Annotated in this window: 11 protein-coding genes; 3 read left to right on the forward strand and 8 right to left on the reverse strand. The window is 56.5% G+C overall.

All coding sequences use genetic code 11. From position 1 onward, the window contains the following. Nucleotides 1-6 precede the first annotated feature (6 nt). The 3 genes from cyoB to ABDK75_RS09800 form a co-directional block, all read right to left on the reverse strand. A complete protein-coding gene (cyoB, locus tag ABDK75_RS09790) occupies nucleotides 7-1,995 on the reverse strand; it encodes a cytochrome o ubiquinol oxidase subunit I (protein WP_086634522.1) in 1,989 nt (662 codons plus the stop codon). Between the two features lie 7 nt (nucleotides 1,996-2,002). Further along, a complete protein-coding gene (gene cyoA, locus ABDK75_RS09795) occupies nucleotides 2,003-2,941 on the reverse strand; it encodes a ubiquinol oxidase subunit II (RefSeq protein ID WP_046899644.1) in 939 nt (312 codons plus the stop codon). 448 nt (nucleotides 2,942-3,389) lie between these two features. Further along, nucleotides 3,390-4,160 (reverse strand): Bax inhibitor-1/YccA family protein, encoded by a 771-nt coding sequence (locus tag ABDK75_RS09800; RefSeq protein WP_086634523.1) that lies wholly within the window; start codon nucleotides 4,158-4,160, stop codon nucleotides 3,390-3,392. A gap of 149 nt (nucleotides 4,161-4,309) precedes the next feature. Here ABDK75_RS09800 and thpR point away from each other — a divergent pair, with 149 nt between their 5' ends. Next, nucleotides 4,310-4,873 (forward strand): RNA 2',3'-cyclic phosphodiesterase, encoded by a 564-nt coding sequence (gene thpR / locus ABDK75_RS09805; RefSeq protein ID WP_346005726.1) that lies wholly within the window; start codon nucleotides 4,310-4,312, stop codon nucleotides 4,871-4,873. After that, nucleotides 4,870-5,475: a uracil-DNA glycosylase family protein gene (locus ABDK75_RS09810; RefSeq protein WP_346005727.1), complete on the forward strand. Its 606-nt coding sequence runs from the start codon at nucleotides 4,870-4,872 to the stop codon at nucleotides 5,473-5,475. The genes thpR and ABDK75_RS09810 overlap by 4 nt, the downstream gene beginning before the upstream one ends. A 4-nt stretch (nucleotides 5,476-5,479) precedes the next feature. Here ABDK75_RS09810 and ABDK75_RS09815 read toward each other — a convergent pair whose 3' ends face one another. The 3 genes from ABDK75_RS09815 to ABDK75_RS09825 are packed head-to-tail and all read right to left on the reverse strand — an operon-like array spanning nucleotide 5,480 to nucleotide 9,899. Next, nucleotides 5,480-6,178 carry a MarC family protein gene (locus tag ABDK75_RS09815; RefSeq protein WP_346005728.1) on the reverse strand — a complete coding sequence of 233 codons (699 nt, stop codon included), beginning with the start codon at nucleotides 6,176-6,178 and terminating at the stop codon, nucleotides 5,480-5,482. Then, entirely contained in the window at nucleotides 6,175-8,274 is a 2,100-nt protein-coding gene (locus tag ABDK75_RS09820) for a lysylphosphatidylglycerol synthase domain-containing protein (protein ID WP_346005729.1), read from the reverse strand. Before ABDK75_RS09820 ends, ABDK75_RS09815 begins: the two co-directional genes overlap by 4 nt. A gap of 5 nt (nucleotides 8,275-8,279) precedes the next feature. Next, nucleotides 8,280-9,899 (reverse strand): lysine--tRNA ligase, encoded by a 1,620-nt coding sequence (locus ABDK75_RS09825; protein ID WP_346005730.1) that lies wholly within the window; start codon nucleotides 9,897-9,899, stop codon nucleotides 8,280-8,282. 202 nt (nucleotides 9,900-10,101) lie between these two features. Here ABDK75_RS09825 and ABDK75_RS09830 point away from each other — a divergent pair, with 202 nt between their 5' ends. Continuing rightward, nucleotides 10,102-12,996 (forward strand): ATP-dependent DNA helicase, encoded by a 2,895-nt coding sequence (locus ABDK75_RS09830; protein WP_346005732.1) that lies wholly within the window; start codon nucleotides 10,102-10,104, stop codon nucleotides 12,994-12,996. A gap of 84 nt (nucleotides 12,997-13,080) precedes the next feature. On the opposite strand, the gene ABDK75_RS09835 is transcribed toward ABDK75_RS09830, so the two are convergent. Next, nucleotides 13,081-16,032, reverse strand: coding sequence for a TonB-dependent receptor domain-containing protein (locus ABDK75_RS09835; RefSeq protein WP_339405409.1), 2,952 nt, complete (start codon nucleotides 16,030-16,032; stop codon nucleotides 13,081-13,083). Between the two features lie 253 nt (nucleotides 16,033-16,285). Further along, nucleotides 16,286-17,914 (reverse strand): chaperonin GroEL, encoded by a 1,629-nt coding sequence (groL, locus tag ABDK75_RS09840; protein ID WP_211500092.1) that lies wholly within the window; start codon nucleotides 17,912-17,914, stop codon nucleotides 16,286-16,288. Nucleotides 17,915-17,959: the final 45 nt, after the last annotated feature.

Here is a 17,959-nt window from a genome sequence, read left to right on the forward strand (position 1 = left end):
CCCCCCTTACTCTGCTGCCTGAGCAGCGGCGATACGACGGGAATAGACTTCCTCGTTGTGCTCGATTTCGCTGACAGGGACGTAGTAGTCGATATCACGGTTTGCACTGCGCATGATCATGGTGGCAGCGATACCGATCAGACCAAGACCAGCCATCCACCAGATGTACCAGATTGCACCGAAGCCCAGGATGAAGGCGAACGCACCGATGAAGGCACCAGCAGCGGTGTTCTTCGGCATGTGGATCGGAGCAAGCGGCTTGTTGTGTGCACGACGGCCAAGCTGCTTCTCGGTGTGGAACGTGTCCAGACCGTGGATGTCCGGGATCACTGCGAAGTTATAAGCCGGCGGCGGAGAAGAAATGGACCACTCCAGCGTACGACCACCCCACGGATCGCCCGTCAGGTCGAGGTTTTCCGGTAGGTTACGGTCACGGATGGAAACGTAAAGCTGCGTGAGCTGGCAGACGATACCCAGAGCGATAACAACCGCACCAGCTTCTGCAATCAGCAGCCACGGACGCCAGTCCGGATTGTCGTAGTGGTTCATACGACGCGTCATGCCTTCGAGACCGAGGACATACAGCGGAACGAAGGCAAGATAGAAGCCAACGAACCAGCACCAGAACGCGCGCTTGCCCCAGGCTTCGTTCAGCTTAAAGCCGAAAGCCTTCGGGAACCAGAAGCCCATACCTGCAATGTAACCGAAATACACGCCGCCGATGATGACGTTGTGGAAGTGGGCAATGAGGAACAGGGAGTTGTGAAGGATCCAGTCAGCGGCCGGCATGGCCATCATGACGCCCGTCATGCCACCGATGGAGAAGGTGATCATGAAGCCGATCGTCCAGTACATCGGAGCCGTGAATTCAACACGTCCCTTATACATGGTGAACAGCCAGTTGAAGATCTTCACACCAGTCGGGACTGCGATAACCATCGTCATGATACCGAAGAAGGTATTGACGTTGGCGCCTGCGCCCATGGTGAAGAAGTGATGCACCCACACGACGAACGACAGCACCATGATGGAGCACGTAGCGTAAACCATCGTGTTGTAGCCGAAGAGCGGCTTGCGGGAGAACGTTGAGGTAACTTCAGAGAAAACACCGAAGGCCGGGATGACCAGGATGTAAACTTCCGGATGGCCCCAGGTCCAGATCATGCTCAGATACAGCATGACGTTGCCGCCGGCATCGTTCGTGAAGAAGTGCATGCCGAGGTAACGGTCGAGGCTGAGCAGTGCCAGCGTAACCGTCAGAACCGGGAAGGACACCATGATCAGCACGGTCGTGCAGAACGCTGTCCAGGTGAAGACCGGCATCTGCATCCAGCCCATGCCAGGAGCACGCATCTTAACGATGGTCGTGAAGAAGTTCACGCCCGTCAGAAGCGTTCCGACACCGGAAATCTGAACAGCCCAGATGTAGTAGTCAACGCCGACGCCCGGGCTGAACTGCATCTCGGACAGAGGCGGGTAAACCAGCCAACCGCACTGAGCAAACTCACCGATAAACAGTGAAAGGTTGATCAGAAGGGCGCCGACCAGCGTCATATAGAAGCTGAGCGAGTTCAGGAACGGGAACGCAACGTCGCGCGCACCGATCTGGAGAGGCACCACCAGGTTGAGCAGCCCCGTCATGAACGCCATGGCCATGAAGAAAATCATGATCGTGCCGTGAGCGGAGAAGATCTGGTCGTAGTGGTGTGGCGGAAGGTAACCAGGGTTACCGGCATAGGCCAGCGCGAGCTGGGTACGCATCATGATGGCGTCCGCGAAACCACGGAACAGCATGACAATTGCCAGGATGATATACATCACGGCAAGGCGCTTATGGTCGACTGTCGTCAGCCATTCACGCCACAGGTAACCCCACTTACCGAAGTAAGTAACGGCACCCAGCACGGCAAGGCCGATGACAGCCACACCCAGGAATGTGCCGACAAGGATCGGCACATCGAAAGGTATGGCTGAAAGGGAGAGTTTTCCGAGCATCTGTCGGTTATTCCTTCATGCCAGTGTCGGACGGTGCAGCGCTGGAAGCGGACTGCATATGCATGACCTTGCCCGTCGTCTTCTCAACCATCATGCCATTGTTGTACTTGGCGACGATGCCGTCGAAGAGATCCGGCTGGACATGCGCGAAGTACTGAACCGGCGCAGCTTCCTGCGGGGCGGAATACTTCGGATATGTCGTGTCATCGAGGTTTTCGCTGCCGCTCTTCACCTTCTCGACCCAGGCGCTGAATTCTTCAGGCGCCATGGCGAGGGTGCGGAACTTCATGTCAGAGAAACCGCGGCCACTGAACTGGGAAGCTTCACCCAGATAATCACCGGACTCAGTTGCAAGAAGATGCAGCTGCGTCTGCTGACCTGGCATGGAGTAGATCATCGATCCCAGACGCGGGATGAAGAAAGACGTCATGACGGTGTCAGAGGTGATCTGGAAGTTCAGCGGCGTGTTCGTCGGGACATCCAGCTGGTTGATCGTTGCGATCCCCAGATCCGGATAGATGAACAGCCATTTCCAGTCGAGAGAGACCACCTGCACGTTCAGCGGCTTGACGTTGTCAGCCGTCTGAATCGGGCGGTACGGGTCGTAAGCGTGAGTGCTGTACCAGCTGATCGCACCGAGAGCGATAATGATCAGGGAAGGTACGCCCCAGATAACATACTCAATCTTCGTTGAGTGATCCCAGGTCGGCAGATACTCGGCCTGGGTGTTGGAAGCACGATACTTCCAAGCAAAGTAAAGCGTTGCGATACAGGTCGGAACCACAACAAACATCATGATGACAAATTCTGCCACCATGACATCGCGGTTCATTTCTGCGATCGGACCGCGCGGCTGAAGCAGATCAACCGTGCAACCCGATAGCATCAGCGCCGGCAACGCTGGGAGATATCGCCAGAGTTTTTTCATCGGTCCTGCTTTCATCATCCGTTCCGGCATGGAGTATTCGCCGGGAAACGGTTTGACACGATAAGGGCCGCATCAGAGCTGCCGAACGCTGCCATAGTCTGCTGCCTTTCTCGTTCGTATCCTGACGTCAGGAACCGGATCAAAGATCCGACCCTGAAATTCATTCAGCATGGGACACGACTGTCCCGGTTCCTCAGGTTTTTTCTGCCTGAATCGCCCGGAAGACAAGGCTTATCACGGATTTCGTGAGGGATGGGGCAGCCCCCTGTCAAACCTACAAATGGCTGTTTTTCGCCACATTTGATTTCATTATAAATTTCATTAAACGATAAAGTTACAACTTTTTAATGTAAACCTTTCCGAATGAGACGGAAATAATTCAAGACCTTTTTAGTCCGCAAACAAGAAAGGGAGCGACATTGACTGTCGCTCCCTCTGGAAACTTTCGAGTAACGTGAATGTACTGTCAGTCGCTATTACTGGAGCGAACACCTGTGAACTGAATAAGAAACTGAAAGAGGTTCACGAAATTGAGATACATCGACAGCGCATCGTAAATGCTTAGTCTGGCAATATCATCTGAAGACGCGAACGACATATATTGCTGGTAGTTAATCTTGATACGCTGGGTATCGTAAGCCGCGAGACCTGTAAAAAGAGCAACCCCGATTAGAGAAACAAGCATTGCCAGTGGTGCACTGTGCAGGAAGATATTCACAACCATCGCAATCATGAGGCCAATCAGGCCCATGAAGAGAAAGGAACCGAGTCGAAGAAGGTTAGCTCCAGTGGTGTATCCCCACAGAGCCATACCGCCGAACATCGCCGCACTGATGAAGAAGGTCCGCGCTACGGAAACACCCGTATAGCTCAGCAGCAGGCTGGCCATGCTGGCCCCCATCGTCGCGCTGAAGAGCAGGAAGATCGCCTGCACCGCAGGGCGCGACAGCCGGTTGATCCCGAAGGACAGGACCATCACAAACGCCAGTGGCGCGAAGATCATGATGCCGCCCAGGAAAGTAGGCCGCAGCACAAAGGCGCCTGTTGAGGTTTCTGCGATGTGGAAGAACAGCGCGCGCAGAGAGGTTTCCGCCACGCCATAAGCAACGAGCCCCGTAACAACGAGGCCAATCGCCATCCAGTTGAAGACGCGGCACATATAGGCGCGAAGACCGGCATCAAGACTGCCTGCGCCCGCCTGAGTGCCGGCCCTGCCGAAGTTGGAATTAAAAGCCATGACACCTTTTCCAGTAAAAGGCCCTTTTAAAAAGGGCGCTTGACGAACCTTGGAAGCTCGCCCGTACTTTCCCTGAATGTGGGGCTTTTCACTGTACGGTCAAGAAGACCCTTCATATCTGTGTTTCATTTCCTCGGGAAACGAGCCTCTTGAGACTTTTTGTCGCACTCGACCTCTCCCCCTCCCAGCGCGAAGCGCTTGCTCTCCTCCGTGGAACGCTTCCTGGCGTGCAATGGGTCCCTTCGGAAAACTACCATCTTGCCTTGCGCTTTATCGGCGAAATTACAGATCGGTACGTGATGGGGGAGATTGATCTCGCCCTCTCCCGCCTCTCCTGGACACCATTCGAGATATCATTTTCAGGGGCCGGCCTGAGAGAAGGCACGACGGCTGACAGCCTGACGATTGGCATTGAACGATCTACTGCACTGGAGACGCTTCAGGCGCAGGTGGAAAAGACCCTCCGCAAGGCGGGATGCCCTCCTGCCAAGCGCCGCTTCCAGCCCAGTGTCACGCTAGGCCACCTCGCGACAACCCAGCGGGCCGATGCGGCTCGCTGGGTTCAGAGACATAATCTCTTCAGGAGTGAGCCAATGCCTGTCGAGCACGTTACGCTCTTTGAGAGCCTGCGTGGCTATGATCAGCACGTTTATGTCGCACAGGCCGAATATGCCTGGCACCCTGAAATGCCACTTCTTCCTGAGGATGAATGATTTCCAGCCCAACGACGCAAGATCGCCTCACAGCCCTGGTCCGCGAGGTTCGTGCGTGCCGGGTCTGTGAAGAGCACCTTCCACTTGGCGCACGCCCGCTGATCCATATTTCAGCAACCTCCAGGCTTCTGATCGCGAGCCAAGCGCCTGGAACCAAAGCCCATTTCAGCAACACATCCTTCAAGGATCCGTCCGGAGTTCGTCTCAGAAAATGGCTCGGCCTCTCGGAAGAGGTATTTTACGATACCCGGCAAGTCGCAATTCTGCCTATGGGACTTTGTTATCCAGGGAGACTCCCCAAAGGAGGAGACTGCCCGCCGCGCCCGGAATGCGCGCCGATCTGGAGGAAGCGGGTTTTGTCCCTGATGCCCGCTCTCCGCCTTACTTTATTGGTTGGCAGTTATTCCCAGCATCACGTCTTGGGTCGCGGGTCAGTCACGGAGCGCGTCAGGAATTTTCGCCATTATCTGCCTGAGAACTATTTCCCACTGCCTCATCCATCATGGAGAACGGGTGTTTGGGAAAAAAAGGCGCCCTGGTTTCAGGAAGAAGTCATCCCTGCCCTTCGGGAACAGGTCCAGAAGATACTCAGTTCCGATTGAAATATCAGTGTCGAGCTAGACGTAAAGTATCAACAAGAACGCCCTGTATGCCTGAGATGAAAATCTGGATTCCGATAGCCAGAAGAATGAGCGCGGCCAAACGACTGACAATCCGCGCGCCAGTGATGCCAAGCATCGAAACGATCCGCTCCGCATAGGCGTAAGCGATGGCAACCACGATGCCCATGGCAGTCGCCGCTGCTGATACGCCCATATAATAATCCGGCGCAGGCATATGCGGCGGGCATGAAGAGCTCAGAGCAATTGCTACGGAGATGCTCCCTGGCCCCACGGTGAATGGCATGGCTAACGGAAAGAAAGCGCGTTCTTTGAGATCAGGCGCGGCAACGGTTCGACCACCCTGAAGAGCCTGCTTTTCTTTCCGGGCCTCGCTTGTCTCCGGCTGCTGCAACATGACCCACGCGCGCGAGGCCACAACAAGACCGCCAGTAATGCGCAGCGCATTCATACTGATGCCAAAGAAACTCAGAATCCAGCTGCCAAACCAGATAGACACCAGGAGGATCGCCAGCGAATTCAGCGCAACCAGCCGCGCGAGTTCGATAACCTCTTTGCGTGTCCGCCCCTCTGTCGCCTGAGCGAAAATCAAAGACGCACCAAGGGGATTGATGATCGAAAACAGCGCTGGAAATGCAATCAGCCAACTGTTGACCGCATTACCCAGACTGGGAGGCAGGCTCATGACCCTGTTGTGCCTGAGGCGACGTCTGAACGACACGACGCCCGCTTTTTGCGAGCGCGCCGCTCTTCTCCCGTGAGGAATGCCCGGATCATACGATAGTCCTCGGAAAAACAGCAGATCGTCCCTGCCCGGCCTTCCAGACACACCGTCAGACCAAGATCGTTATAGACCGCCATCAGAGACTGGCCAACACGCACAAAAGCAAGTTTTCGGCCTTCCTGACGCGCAAGATCTCTCAACCGCCAGATGGCAGCAATGCAGTTCCGCTCGGCACCCGCCGGATCCCCGAGGCCAATAATGAACTGACCCGTCCGGAAAAAGGGAATAGCTGCTCGGCCTGCTTCATCGTGCAGCAAACCACTGGGACGACGCGGGCCCAGTTCCTGCAAAGCATGAGACAGGCTTCGATAATGGCTTTCGTTCTCCGCATTCCACGCTTCGAAGCGGATGCGCGTTCTGCGCATACCAACCCAAAGAGCGAACAAGCCGCAAAGCGCAGAGAGGCCCAGAAACCACCGGCCGACCGCTGTGTGCGCATCATAAATCATGGAGCGCCACCAGATGGGACCCAAGTGCCGTTGCACAGCAACCCAGCCGACCCCAACAAGCCCCAGCGCCCATAAGGACATTGGCGCCAGCATCGCAGGCGTCAGGGGAGCCACAAGAAGATGGGCCCTGCGATAGTAACAGTTCCGGAAAGGCGCGATCAGCAACATCACGAGCCCCAGCGCAACCGGAGCTTCCCATGGTGCATGTCGCAACACAAGCAGGACGACTGACGCGCCAAGAACGCCGAGAGAAACCTTCCATGCAAGCGCGACGCGCTGGGACAACCCCATGGCCAGCCCAACAAGCGCAACACCCGACACGGTAAGGAACAAATCCGCAATTTGCGAGACCGCAGCACCGAGAGAAGTGCGCAGAGGCGGCAGCTCAGCAACCAGCGCATAAAAGACGAGAAGAATTCCCGCTACAGCCTGAACGCTGGTTGCAATTGTGACCGAAAAATCCGCTTCGGACTCTCGTACAACCTGACTGGGGCGAATACGCCGCGGCGCCTGTCCTGCGGACACAAGTGCCTGCTCTCCCAGCAGAAACAGTTCATGCCCGGCAAACATCAGACCCGCCATGACCAGCGGAATAATGTAATAGAAGAGGCGGAAAACAAGGATCGCGCCCATGATTTCCGGCACAGGAAGATATGGCCGCAATGCCAGAAGCATGGCACTGTCAAAAACGCCAAGGCCGCCCGGAACGCTCGCCACCAGCCCTGCTGTGTAAGACGCGATATAAATGGCAAGGAATGTCCCGAAGCCAAAATGGGCTTCCGGAGGCAACGGCGGCAACACGCTGTACGCAATCAAAGCCGTTGCAGCCATATCAGCCGCACTAACTGCAATCTGTGCGATCGCTATACCCGTGCTGGGAATTTCAATCTCGTAACGCCAGATTTTTACGTGCCGGCGGATGCGAGAAAAGACGACATAAGCCGCGAGAATACCCCAGCAGCCAAGACCAGCCAGCCGTAGCAGAAAAGCGGGCAGATGGGAGAGAACCGGAATAGCGTGGGGCTCAATGGTCAGAATACTTCCTACCAGAGCCAGCGTTCCCAGAAGATAGGTTGCTGAGCAAAAGGCAATGATCTGTGCAATATCCGCAGGCGCGACACCCCAGCTCCGATAAAGCCTGAACCGCACTGCAGCACCCGAAATCGCGGCGCATCCAAGATTATGCGACAGGACGTAAGAACAGAAGGCCGCAAAAGAAGAGCGCTTGAAAGAAACATCAGCCCGGACATGCAAGCAGGCCAGGCGGTCGTAAAATGACAGGATAAAATACGACAGGAATGTCGCTCCGGCTCCTGCCAGAAGCGCACCATCCGGAATATCGCTGAGACTTCTGGCAATGTCCCGCAGGGACAGATTGCGCAACTCACGCCAGATCACCACAACAGCAGCAATCAACAGCACAAGCCCGACAATTGCCGGGGCACGTGTCAGCAATAATTTCCAGCGGCTTTTAACAGGCCCACTCTCGTCTTCCACGTCGAGAGCAAGCCCATCATTTTGCCAGTCGTCTTCCCGAGGCGGGCACATCGACGTTAGGCCTGATGCGTCCCGGCAGCCGGGCGAGCCAGTGCACCCCTGATCAGGGCTACGGTCTCAGGCAAACCGAAGAGTGACGCGAAAATGCCGAAGCGCGGGCCTTCGCTCTGGCCCAAAAGCACTTCATACAGACAACCAAACCATGAGCGCAGCTCAGACTTCTCAAAGTAGCGCTTGCCGACCTCGAACACGACATCCTGCACATCGCCAGGAGACGTATGAACAGGGAGCTTCTCCAGAGCGACAGCCAGGTCCTCAAGGCCCTTTCGTTCAGTCTCGGAGGGATCACGATAAACCTTGTTCGGGTACACCTGCTCCTGAAAGTACGTCAGAGCGCAACGAACAAGCTTGTCGACATACGGATGCGTTTCTGGCGACAGCGTCTCGTCATAGCGACGCAGGAATTTCCAGAGTGTCTCCGGATTATCCGCATTTGCCACGTTCGCGAGATTTAGCAGCGCTGTGTAGGAAACCGGGCTGGTGTCTTCCGGGCGCACAGTTCCGCCGTGAATGAACCAGACCGGATTTGCCATCAGGTCTACCGGTTCCTGCGTCTCAGCCTTCTGAACCAGTGTCAGGTAATCATCCGTTGCACGGGGGATAACGTCAAAGAACAGACGCTTTGCACGCGTAGGCTGCTGGTACATGTACTGGCCGAGGCTTTCCGGCGTGCCGTAACGCAGCCACTCCTCGACAGACAGGCCATTGCCTTTTGACTTGCTGATCTTCTGACCCTGAGCATCAAGGAACAGCTCATAGGTCAGTCCGGCAGGCGGCTGCTTACCCAGAATACGGCAGATCTTCGAAGACAGCTTCACGCTATCGATTAGATCCTTGCCGGACATTTCATAATCGACACCCAGAGCGTACCAGCGCATGGCCCAGTCGGCCTTCCACTGCATCTTGGCGTGTCCACCGAAGACGGATGTTTCAAACGTCTTGCCCGCTTCATCTTTCCAGACGACCGTACCGGCATCCGGGTCCACCTTGATGATCGGGACCTGCATCACCTGTCCCGTTTCAGGGTGGATCGGCAGAACAGGGGAGTAAGTCGCGCGGCGCTCCGGACCAAGTGTCGGAATAATGGTCGCAACAACTTCATCATGCACTTCGAGCATCCGCCGAAGTGCAGCATCAAATGTCCCGCTCGTATAATAGTCTGTCGCGGATGCAAATTCGTAGTCGAAGCCGAAACCGTCAAAAAACTGGCGCAGGCGGGCATTATTGTGAGCGGCGAAACTCTCGTATTCACCAAAGGGGTCGGGAACGCGCGTCAAAGGCAGGCCGAGGTGCTTTGCAAGGAGGTCCTGCTGCGGCACATTCGTCGGAACCTTGCGCAAGGCATCCATATCATCCGAGAACGCCAGCAGACGCGTCGGCCGGCCTGTCAGAGCCTCAAAAGCCTGCCGTACCCACGTCGTACGGGCCACTTCGCCAAACGTGCCAATGTGTGGCAGCCCGGACGGGCCATACCCGGTCTCAAGCAGTGCGGGCACTTCTGGAGCGCGCGCGCCAACATGCTCGGCAATTTTTTTTGCCTCTTCAAACGGCCATGCTTTTGGAAGCGGCGCGTCAGATGCGAGGGACGGGATGATATGTGTTCTGGAATTGTGCATGATTATCGGAAAACGTAGGCAGACACGTATCGCGGGTCAAGCAGTACGAGAGCAAACGAAGTTTCTCCAAGGCCCCCAAACCATGACGAAATGTGTCAAATTTACTTCCAAACCGATATGACAGCCCAAGCCTCTTCATTCTTTCACGGTCTGTTCTTTAAAGCACTCGCTCGCTTCTGCCCTTCCAGTTAGACTGACCGCAATGCCGCGCTCGCCATCTTTCCCATCTCCGTTTGACGCACCCGCTCTTGTCGCGAGACGAGGCCTGTCCTCTCTCCTGACGCCCGATGGTGAGCTTCTTGACCTCCCGGCCGATGAGGTACGGGAAAGATTGGCGCAGCTTCCACCTCCCCTTCTCGTTCATGGCCCGGCCGCCCTGCGCGCCCTTGATCTCACACCGCTATCCCAGCCTGTCCCTTGGTTTGATCTTCTGGATCTCTTTCTGTTCGTGTGTCCCGCCACAACCGTTGCGCCTACCCCGCGCGGACTGGCGATCGCTCTTGGACTGACACCGCCAGAAACCACCACGGCGGATCTCCTGCCGCTGCTCTGCGAGACCCTGCTCGGCAAGTTACGGGAAAAAGCTGATATTCCTGAAGGAAAGCGCTTACGGGCCCTCCTGCTCCCGCTGACGCGGGCCGGCTGGATCTGGAGTGGCGAAGTGGCAGATGCCATCGGCACAGCCTCCGACCCGGGCAGTGCGCATCCTTATGATGCCGTCCGCGTCTGGCGCCGCCTGCCACGCTGGGAGGAAACAGCCCCCAGACCAGCTCCCGGCAGCCAGCCCGTTTCACCGCAGGCCGCGCGTGAAAGACTACGCCAGATCCTTGGCAAGAATGCAGAAGCACGCCCCGGACAGGCCGACTTTGCATCTGTGGCCACTGCGGCTTTCGAGCCCCGGGAAACGCTCGGATCGCCCAATGTCGTACTTGCTGAAGCCGGAACAGGCACGGGAAAGACCCTTGGCTATATTGCGCCTGCAAGCCTGTGGGCTGAGCAGAATGATGGAGCCGTCTGGGTCAGCACTTACACGCGACATCTTCAAAGGCAGATCGAGCAGGAACTTCATCGTCTCTATCCCGATGAGGCAACACTGAGACAAAAGGTCGTCGTCCGCAAAGGACGTGAGAACTACCTGTGCCTCCTGAATATGGAGGATCTGCTCAATGCCGCCACCTCTCGGGGGAATGACGGAGCGGCAGCCCTGCTTCCCCTCAGTCTTCTCGCACGATGGGCTGAAGCGAGCCGCGACGGTGATCTGATGGGTGGCGACCTCCCGGGATGGTTCGGCGATCTCTTTGGCCAGGGTACGTTGCACGGTGTGGCAGACAGACGTGGCGAATGCATTCATGCGGCGTGCCCACATTACCAAACCTGCTTTGTGGAACATGGTATTCGTCGTGCCAGACAGGCAGATCTTGTCGTAGCCAACCATGCGCTTGTCATGTCGCAGGCGGCTTGGAGCGCCCTCGCACCCCCCGGCCTCCCCGATGAAGATGCGACGCCAACGCGATATGTCTTCGATGAAGGACATCACGTCCCCGAAGCAGCAGACAGCGCGTTTGCCATGGTTCTGTCAGGGCTTGAAACAGCCGAACTCAGGCGCTGGCTTCTGGGTGCAGAGGGAAGCCGATCCAGAGCACGCGGACTCCTGCGGCGGCTTGATGATCTGGTTGAACGTATTCCGACAATAGACGCCCCACTTCATGCCGTGCTGCAAGCTGCCCGAGCGCTGCCAGCTCCGGGCTGGAGCGTAAGACTGAAAAACGGAATGGACGCGCCGGTTCCGCAGGAAGACGAAGCACCCGCGTTTCTTCCGCTCATGGCACCCGAGCCGGAACTGAATAACCCTGCTGAATTGTTTCTTCAGGCTCTCGACCATCAACTTAAAGCGCGACGCACCCAAGGCCCACAACAGGACACCACATACATCTCCACCGAGTGCGATCTGCACCCCACGAATGATACAGTGCGGACGAGCGCAGAGGACTTGGCCAGAGCGTTGCGGCGCCTGCAAACCCCACTGATCCAGCTGACAAAACGGCTTGAAGCAACGGTAGAAGACGATCCGGAAATGGAAGCCCCCACGCGCCAGCGGATCGAGGCTTTCATCCGGACTTTGCACCGTCGCGCCATCAGCCGCGTTACAGGCTGGATCGGAATGCTGGACGCCCTTCAGACGCCCCCCGAACCTGACCTGACACCCGTCCATATTGATTTCATCCGGACTGAACGTCTCCCCAGAACACGTGGGACACAGGGGGACCATGACGTGGGCCTCTATCGTCACTGGCTGGACCCGACAATTCCATTTGCATCGACCATTCAGACCCCGGCTCATGGCCTGCTTTTGACATCCGCCACATTGCGCGATCAGACTGGCTCAGAAGACGGAGAAGAAAGCTGGCACGCAGCAGAACTACGGCTTGGGGCCGCGCATTTCATGAAGCCACCAATCCGCGCTTCACTCATGAGCCCGTTCGATTACGCCAAGCAGACGCGCGCTTATGTTGTGACCGACGTTTCCGTCGAAATCGCGTCTCTTGCCCATGCATTTCGGGCACTATTCGAAGCAGCGGGTGGAGGAGCTCTTGGGCTTTTCACGGCAATCCGCCGTCTGCGCGAGGTTCATCGTCGCATTAACGAGCCACTGGAGGCTCAGGGCTTCCCCGTATATGCCCAGCACGTTGATGCCATGGATAACGCAACACTCGTCGATGTCTTCCGCACGGAAACACACAGCTGCTTACTGGGCACCGACGCCATGCGGGATGGGGTGGACGTGCCGGGGGAAGCCTTACGCATGGTGGTGTTTGAAAAGACCCCATGGCCCCGCCCCGATATTCTGCATCGTGAGCGACGCCGCCTTCTCTCAGAAGGAAGACCCGGTGATTATGATGATCGCATTACCAGAATGCGCTTGAGACAGGCTTTCGGCCGCCTGATCCGGAAAGGTGATGACAGGGGTGTTTTTGTGATGCTCGATCGCAGAATGCCCTCACGTCTTCTCTCTGCCTTCCCAGCAGGTGTAGAAGTTCGGCGCCTCAGCCTGGCAGAGACCATCAGTGATATTGCTGAGTTTTTCACTCCGTCCTGATCCGACCATTTCGAAGACAGTGACACATAAAAAAAGGCGGTGGAAATTCCACCGCCTTTTTCATGTTCCCGGAAAACCCGAGGATCAGAAGTTCACGCCTGCCTGCAGGAAGACGTAACGTCCCATGTAGAGGTTGCCATACAGTGCGGCTGCACTGTTGTCCGTTGCGCTGGCAACAAACGGTGGCTTCTTGTCGAGAAGGTTGTTCACACCACCTTCGAAGTTCCAGCTCTTCCAGCGATAAGACACCGTCACATCATGAGAGAAGATGCCCGGGGTGCTGGTACGGCCATAACCGTTGGCACGCTTCAGATCTGTCGTGCCGTCGTTCCAGACCATGCCGCCCATGTACTGCATCATGTACGTCACGCCGAACGCACCGTGCTGCCAGCCAACCGTTGCGTAGTCACGAACGCGCGGGTTGCCGCTGCCGCTTTGATACATCATGCGACCGGCATAGTTGTACCACTGACCACCAGCTTCGTTCTGCTGCAGGTAGCTGACGAGCTGCTGGAAGTTGTTGGACAGCGTCAGGACATCGTGCTGCGTGACACGGATACGGTAGTCGAGGTCGAAGTCGATACCGCTCGTCTTCAGGCCGCCAATGTTGTCATACATGGACGTCACAGCATTCAGCTGCCCGGTGCTTGCAACACGGGTAATACGATCACAGTAAGACGTGTTCGTGCCCGTATAGCACTGGTCCATGATGTACTGGCTGCTCAGGTACGTGATCATGTTCTTGAGCGTGTAGTGCCAGTATTCAACGGACGCAGACAGACCCGGGATCCAGCGCGGCGTGATCACCGTACCGATCGTGTAGGTCCGGCCCGTTTCAGGACGCAGCTTCGCGTTACCGCCATACAGCGTCGGTGCCTGTCCAGAGAAGTTGGACGAGAACGTGCTGCTGTTGATGCCCTGACGTGCACAGTTAGCTGCTACGACAGGAGACTGTGCACCGTAGGATGCGGCCTGCACGGAATCACACGGATCGGTCGCTGAAGCGTAACCCAGGGACTGACCACCATACAGCTCATACACGTTCGGCTGACGATAGGACGTGCCGAGTGTTGCGCGGAAGCGGATGTCCTGAATCGGTGCCCAGTTGATGGAGACCTTCCAGTTCTTCGTGCCACCAAACGTATTGTAGGCAGAGTAACGACCCTGACCGTCAATCGTCAGATCCTTGGCAAGGAAAGCGTTATGCAGCAGCGTTGCCTTGCCTTCGATGTAGCCTTCGGAAACATTGAAGCCACCGCCGGTGTAGGACGCAGAGTTCGTCAGCGTCTGGCCAGATTCAACCAGTGCATCCGGGTGATAGGCAAGCTGCTCACCACGGTGTTCCATACCAAGCGCAAGACCCAGGTCGCCACCGTTGTTCCATGGCATGTGAACAACATGGTTGTTGTTGATGCGCAGGTTCAGGTCACGAAGCTGGTAGTAATAGTGATCATGCGACGTGTAGTTGGAATAAGCTGCGGCTTCCGGTGAAAGCTTGCCGAACGGGTTCGACAGAACGCAACCTGCAGCAGCATTACAAACAGACGGATTGTAGCTCAGCGTACTGTCGGAATCACCCGGGGTGTCCTGCTGCAAGCCGTATGTCTGTAGAAGCTTGGAGTAGTTACCAACGCCAGACGTCTGGGACATGACCTGGTTCCAGCCGTAGGTGTAGGACAGATCGTAGTTCCAGCCGTGGGTGATTTCACCCTTTACGCCAGCAATACCCGTGTAAGTATCGGTGGCCGTTTCGCTGCGGCGGTTGCCCCACTCACCCATACGCTTGGACATGTAGGCGTCTTCACCCAGCGTATTTCCAGGATAGTTCTCCGGAACATACAGCGCGGTCGGCAGCGTGGACGGGTAGATGCTGCCAGCAACGGGGATCGGCGCCATCGTCGTGGACGAATTACGATGGGCGTAGTTGAAGTTCAGATACGGCGTGAAGTGACGGTTGATGTCATAGTGAGCATCAAACGACAGCGTCCCGTTCGTCAGGGAGTTCGTCAAGTTCTGGTCAGCACCATAGTTGTAACGATCAGCCTTCGTGTAGGAGTGCAGAGCGCCACTCTCACTACCGACATAGTTTCCGGTGCTGGTCTGGAAGAGACCACCTGTCGGATAACCTGAACCAAAGGAAAGGTTGGCCGGGTTGATAGGGTCGTTACCCTGAACCGGGCTTGCCCAGGAGCGGTTAGCCTGCTTGATGCCGCTCGAGGTCATGTAAGACCCGAAGAGCGTTACGTTGCCCTTGCCATGATCGAAGTTCCAGCCCTTGTAGCCGGAGATCATGCCAGTCTGGCCGTCGCCCTGATCCGTTCCGATGCCGCCACGAACCGTGAGGTTGGCGTCATTGAGGTCATGACGGAGCTTGATGTTGATAACGCCAGAAACAGCGTCAGCACCGTACAGCTCAGAACCGCCATCCTTCAGGATTTCAATGCTGGCAACCTGATGAACATTGATCGTGTTCATGTCGAAGCAGCTGTTGTTGCCATTGATGGCAGCACGCTTGCCGTCGACCAGAACCAGAACACGGTTCTGTCCAAGGTTACGCAGATCCATGCAGGACGAACCGCCCGTACCATTGGTCTGGCTGTTCGTCGTACCCGAAGATCCCATGGACGGCAGACGCTGCAGGTAATCACCAATCGTAGTGGCACCTGTCTGCTCAATCTGCTTGCTGGTCACGATCTGGACCGGATTGGCATTGGAGTTGTTCGACGTGCTTAGCGCCGAACCCGTTACTACAACGTTCTCGGATCGATTGGAATCGATGGAACGCAGGGCACGTGTATTGCTGACCGCAACAGGCGCAGCATACTGCGGAGCTGCAACCTGACGGGTTGCAGCAACCGGAGCTGTCGTTGCAGGCGTCGCAGCAGAACGCACCGGACTATGTGTCACAGTCTTGTGGCGCACATGTGAGGACGTGGTTTTAGCGTGATCGGTTGTTGCGGCCTGTGCCGCGCCTGACAGCGCACCCACACCCATAACCGACGCGCAAAGTAGCATATTGCGACGCGATACGATCATAATAAGACGAAATCCTTCTAAAGGCAGTGACGTCCTTTAGACATTTCATTGCGAAAGTGTCACCCCAACTTCCAGCGAGTACGATCGCTCCGTGATGGTTTTGTGACAAGCGTTGCATAAGGGTCACATATGTGTCGGACGCATATCAAAACAAGTCAAAAAAAAGCCGCCCCACCCTGAGGTGAGACGGCTCTTTTTGTAATTATTCGACATATTCCCCAGCTTTTAAAACTGGGGAATCTGAAGCGTTGGATCAGAAATCCATGTCGCCCATGCCACCTGGAGCAGCCGGAGCCTTCTTCTCAGGGCGCTCGGCAACCATGGCTTCCGTCGTGATCAGCAGACCACCAACCGAAGCGGCATCCTGCAGAGCCGTACGGACAACCTTCGTCGGGTCGATGATGCCTGCGCCAACCAGGTCCTTGTACTCAGCGTTCTGAGCATCAAAGCCGAAGTTGTAGGTGTCGTTCTCGAGCACCTTGCCAGCGATCACGGCGCCGTCTTCACCAGCGTTCTCAGCGATCTGACGCAGCGGTGTCTGAAGCGCCTTGCGAACGATCTCGCCACCGATCCGCTGATCGTCGTTATCGAAGGTCAGACCCTTCAGAGCAACGGAAGCGCGGGCAAGAGCCGTACCACCACCCGGGACGATACCTTCTTCGACAGCTGCGCGGGTTGCGTGCAGAGCGTCGTCAACGCGATCCTTGCGCTCCTTCACCTCAACTTCACTGCTGCCACCGACGCGGATGACGGCAACGCCACCAGCCAGCTTTGCAAGACGCTCCTGGAGCTTCTCACGATCGTAGTCAGAGGTTGTTTCTTCAACCTGAGCGCGGATCTGGTTGCAACGCCCCTTGATGTCGTCGCTGTTGCCAGCGCCTTCAACGATCGTGGTGTTTTCCTTCTCGATGTGAACCTTCTTGGCGCGGCCCAGCATGTCGAGAGTAACGGATTCCAGCTTGATCCCGATGTCTTCGGAGATGACTTGGCCACCCGTCAGGATCGCGATGTCTTCCAGCATGGCCTTGCGACGGTCACCGAAGCCCGGAGCCTTGACGGCAGCGATCTTCAGGCCACCACGCAGCTTGTTCACGACCAGCGTGGCAAGTGCTTCGCCATCGACGTCTTCAGCGATGATCATCAGCGGACGGCCGGACTGCACAACGCTCTCGAGCAGCGGCAGCATTGGCTGAAGCGAAGACAGCTTCTTTTCATGGATCAGGATGTACGGCGCATCGAGATCAGCCGTCATCTTCTCCGGGTTCGTCACGAAGTACGGGGAGATGTAGCCGCGGTCGAACTGCATGCCCTCGACAACGTCGAGTTCCGTGTGCAGGCCCTTGGCTTCTTCAACCGTGATGACGCCCTCGGAGCCGACCTTCTGCATGGCAGAGGAGATCATCTCACCGATTTCACGCTCACCGTTGGAAGAGATCGTACCGACCTGAGCGATTTCCTCCGGGGAGGTCATCTTCTTGCTGTTCTTCTTCAGCTCTTCAACAACGACGAGGACAGCCTTGTCGATGCCGCGCTTCAGGTCCATCGGGTTCATGCCAGCTGCAACAGCCTTGGCACCTTCACGGATGATTGCCTGAGCAAGAACCGTGGACGTCGTCGTGCCGTCACCAGCCAGATCGTTCGTACGGGACGCAACTTCGCGTACCATCTGAGCGCCCATGTTCTCGAACTTGTCAGCCAGTTCGATTTCCTTGGCGACAGACACACCGTCCTTGGTGATGCGCGGTGCGCCGAAGCTCTTGTCGAGAACAACGTTACGACCCTTCGGGCCCAGCGTTACCTTGACGGCATTTGCAAGAATATCAACGCCACGCAGCATACGGTCGCGGGCGTCGGCACCAAACTTAACTTCCTTGGCAGCCATGTTCTTAATCTCCTGTTGAGGTTTTTAACGAGAGGAAACGGGGAC

The sequence above is a fragment of the Gluconobacter sp. OJA genome (assembly GCF_039638325.1).
Lineage (GTDB): Bacteria > Pseudomonadota > Alphaproteobacteria > Acetobacterales > Acetobacteraceae > Gluconobacter > Gluconobacter cerinus.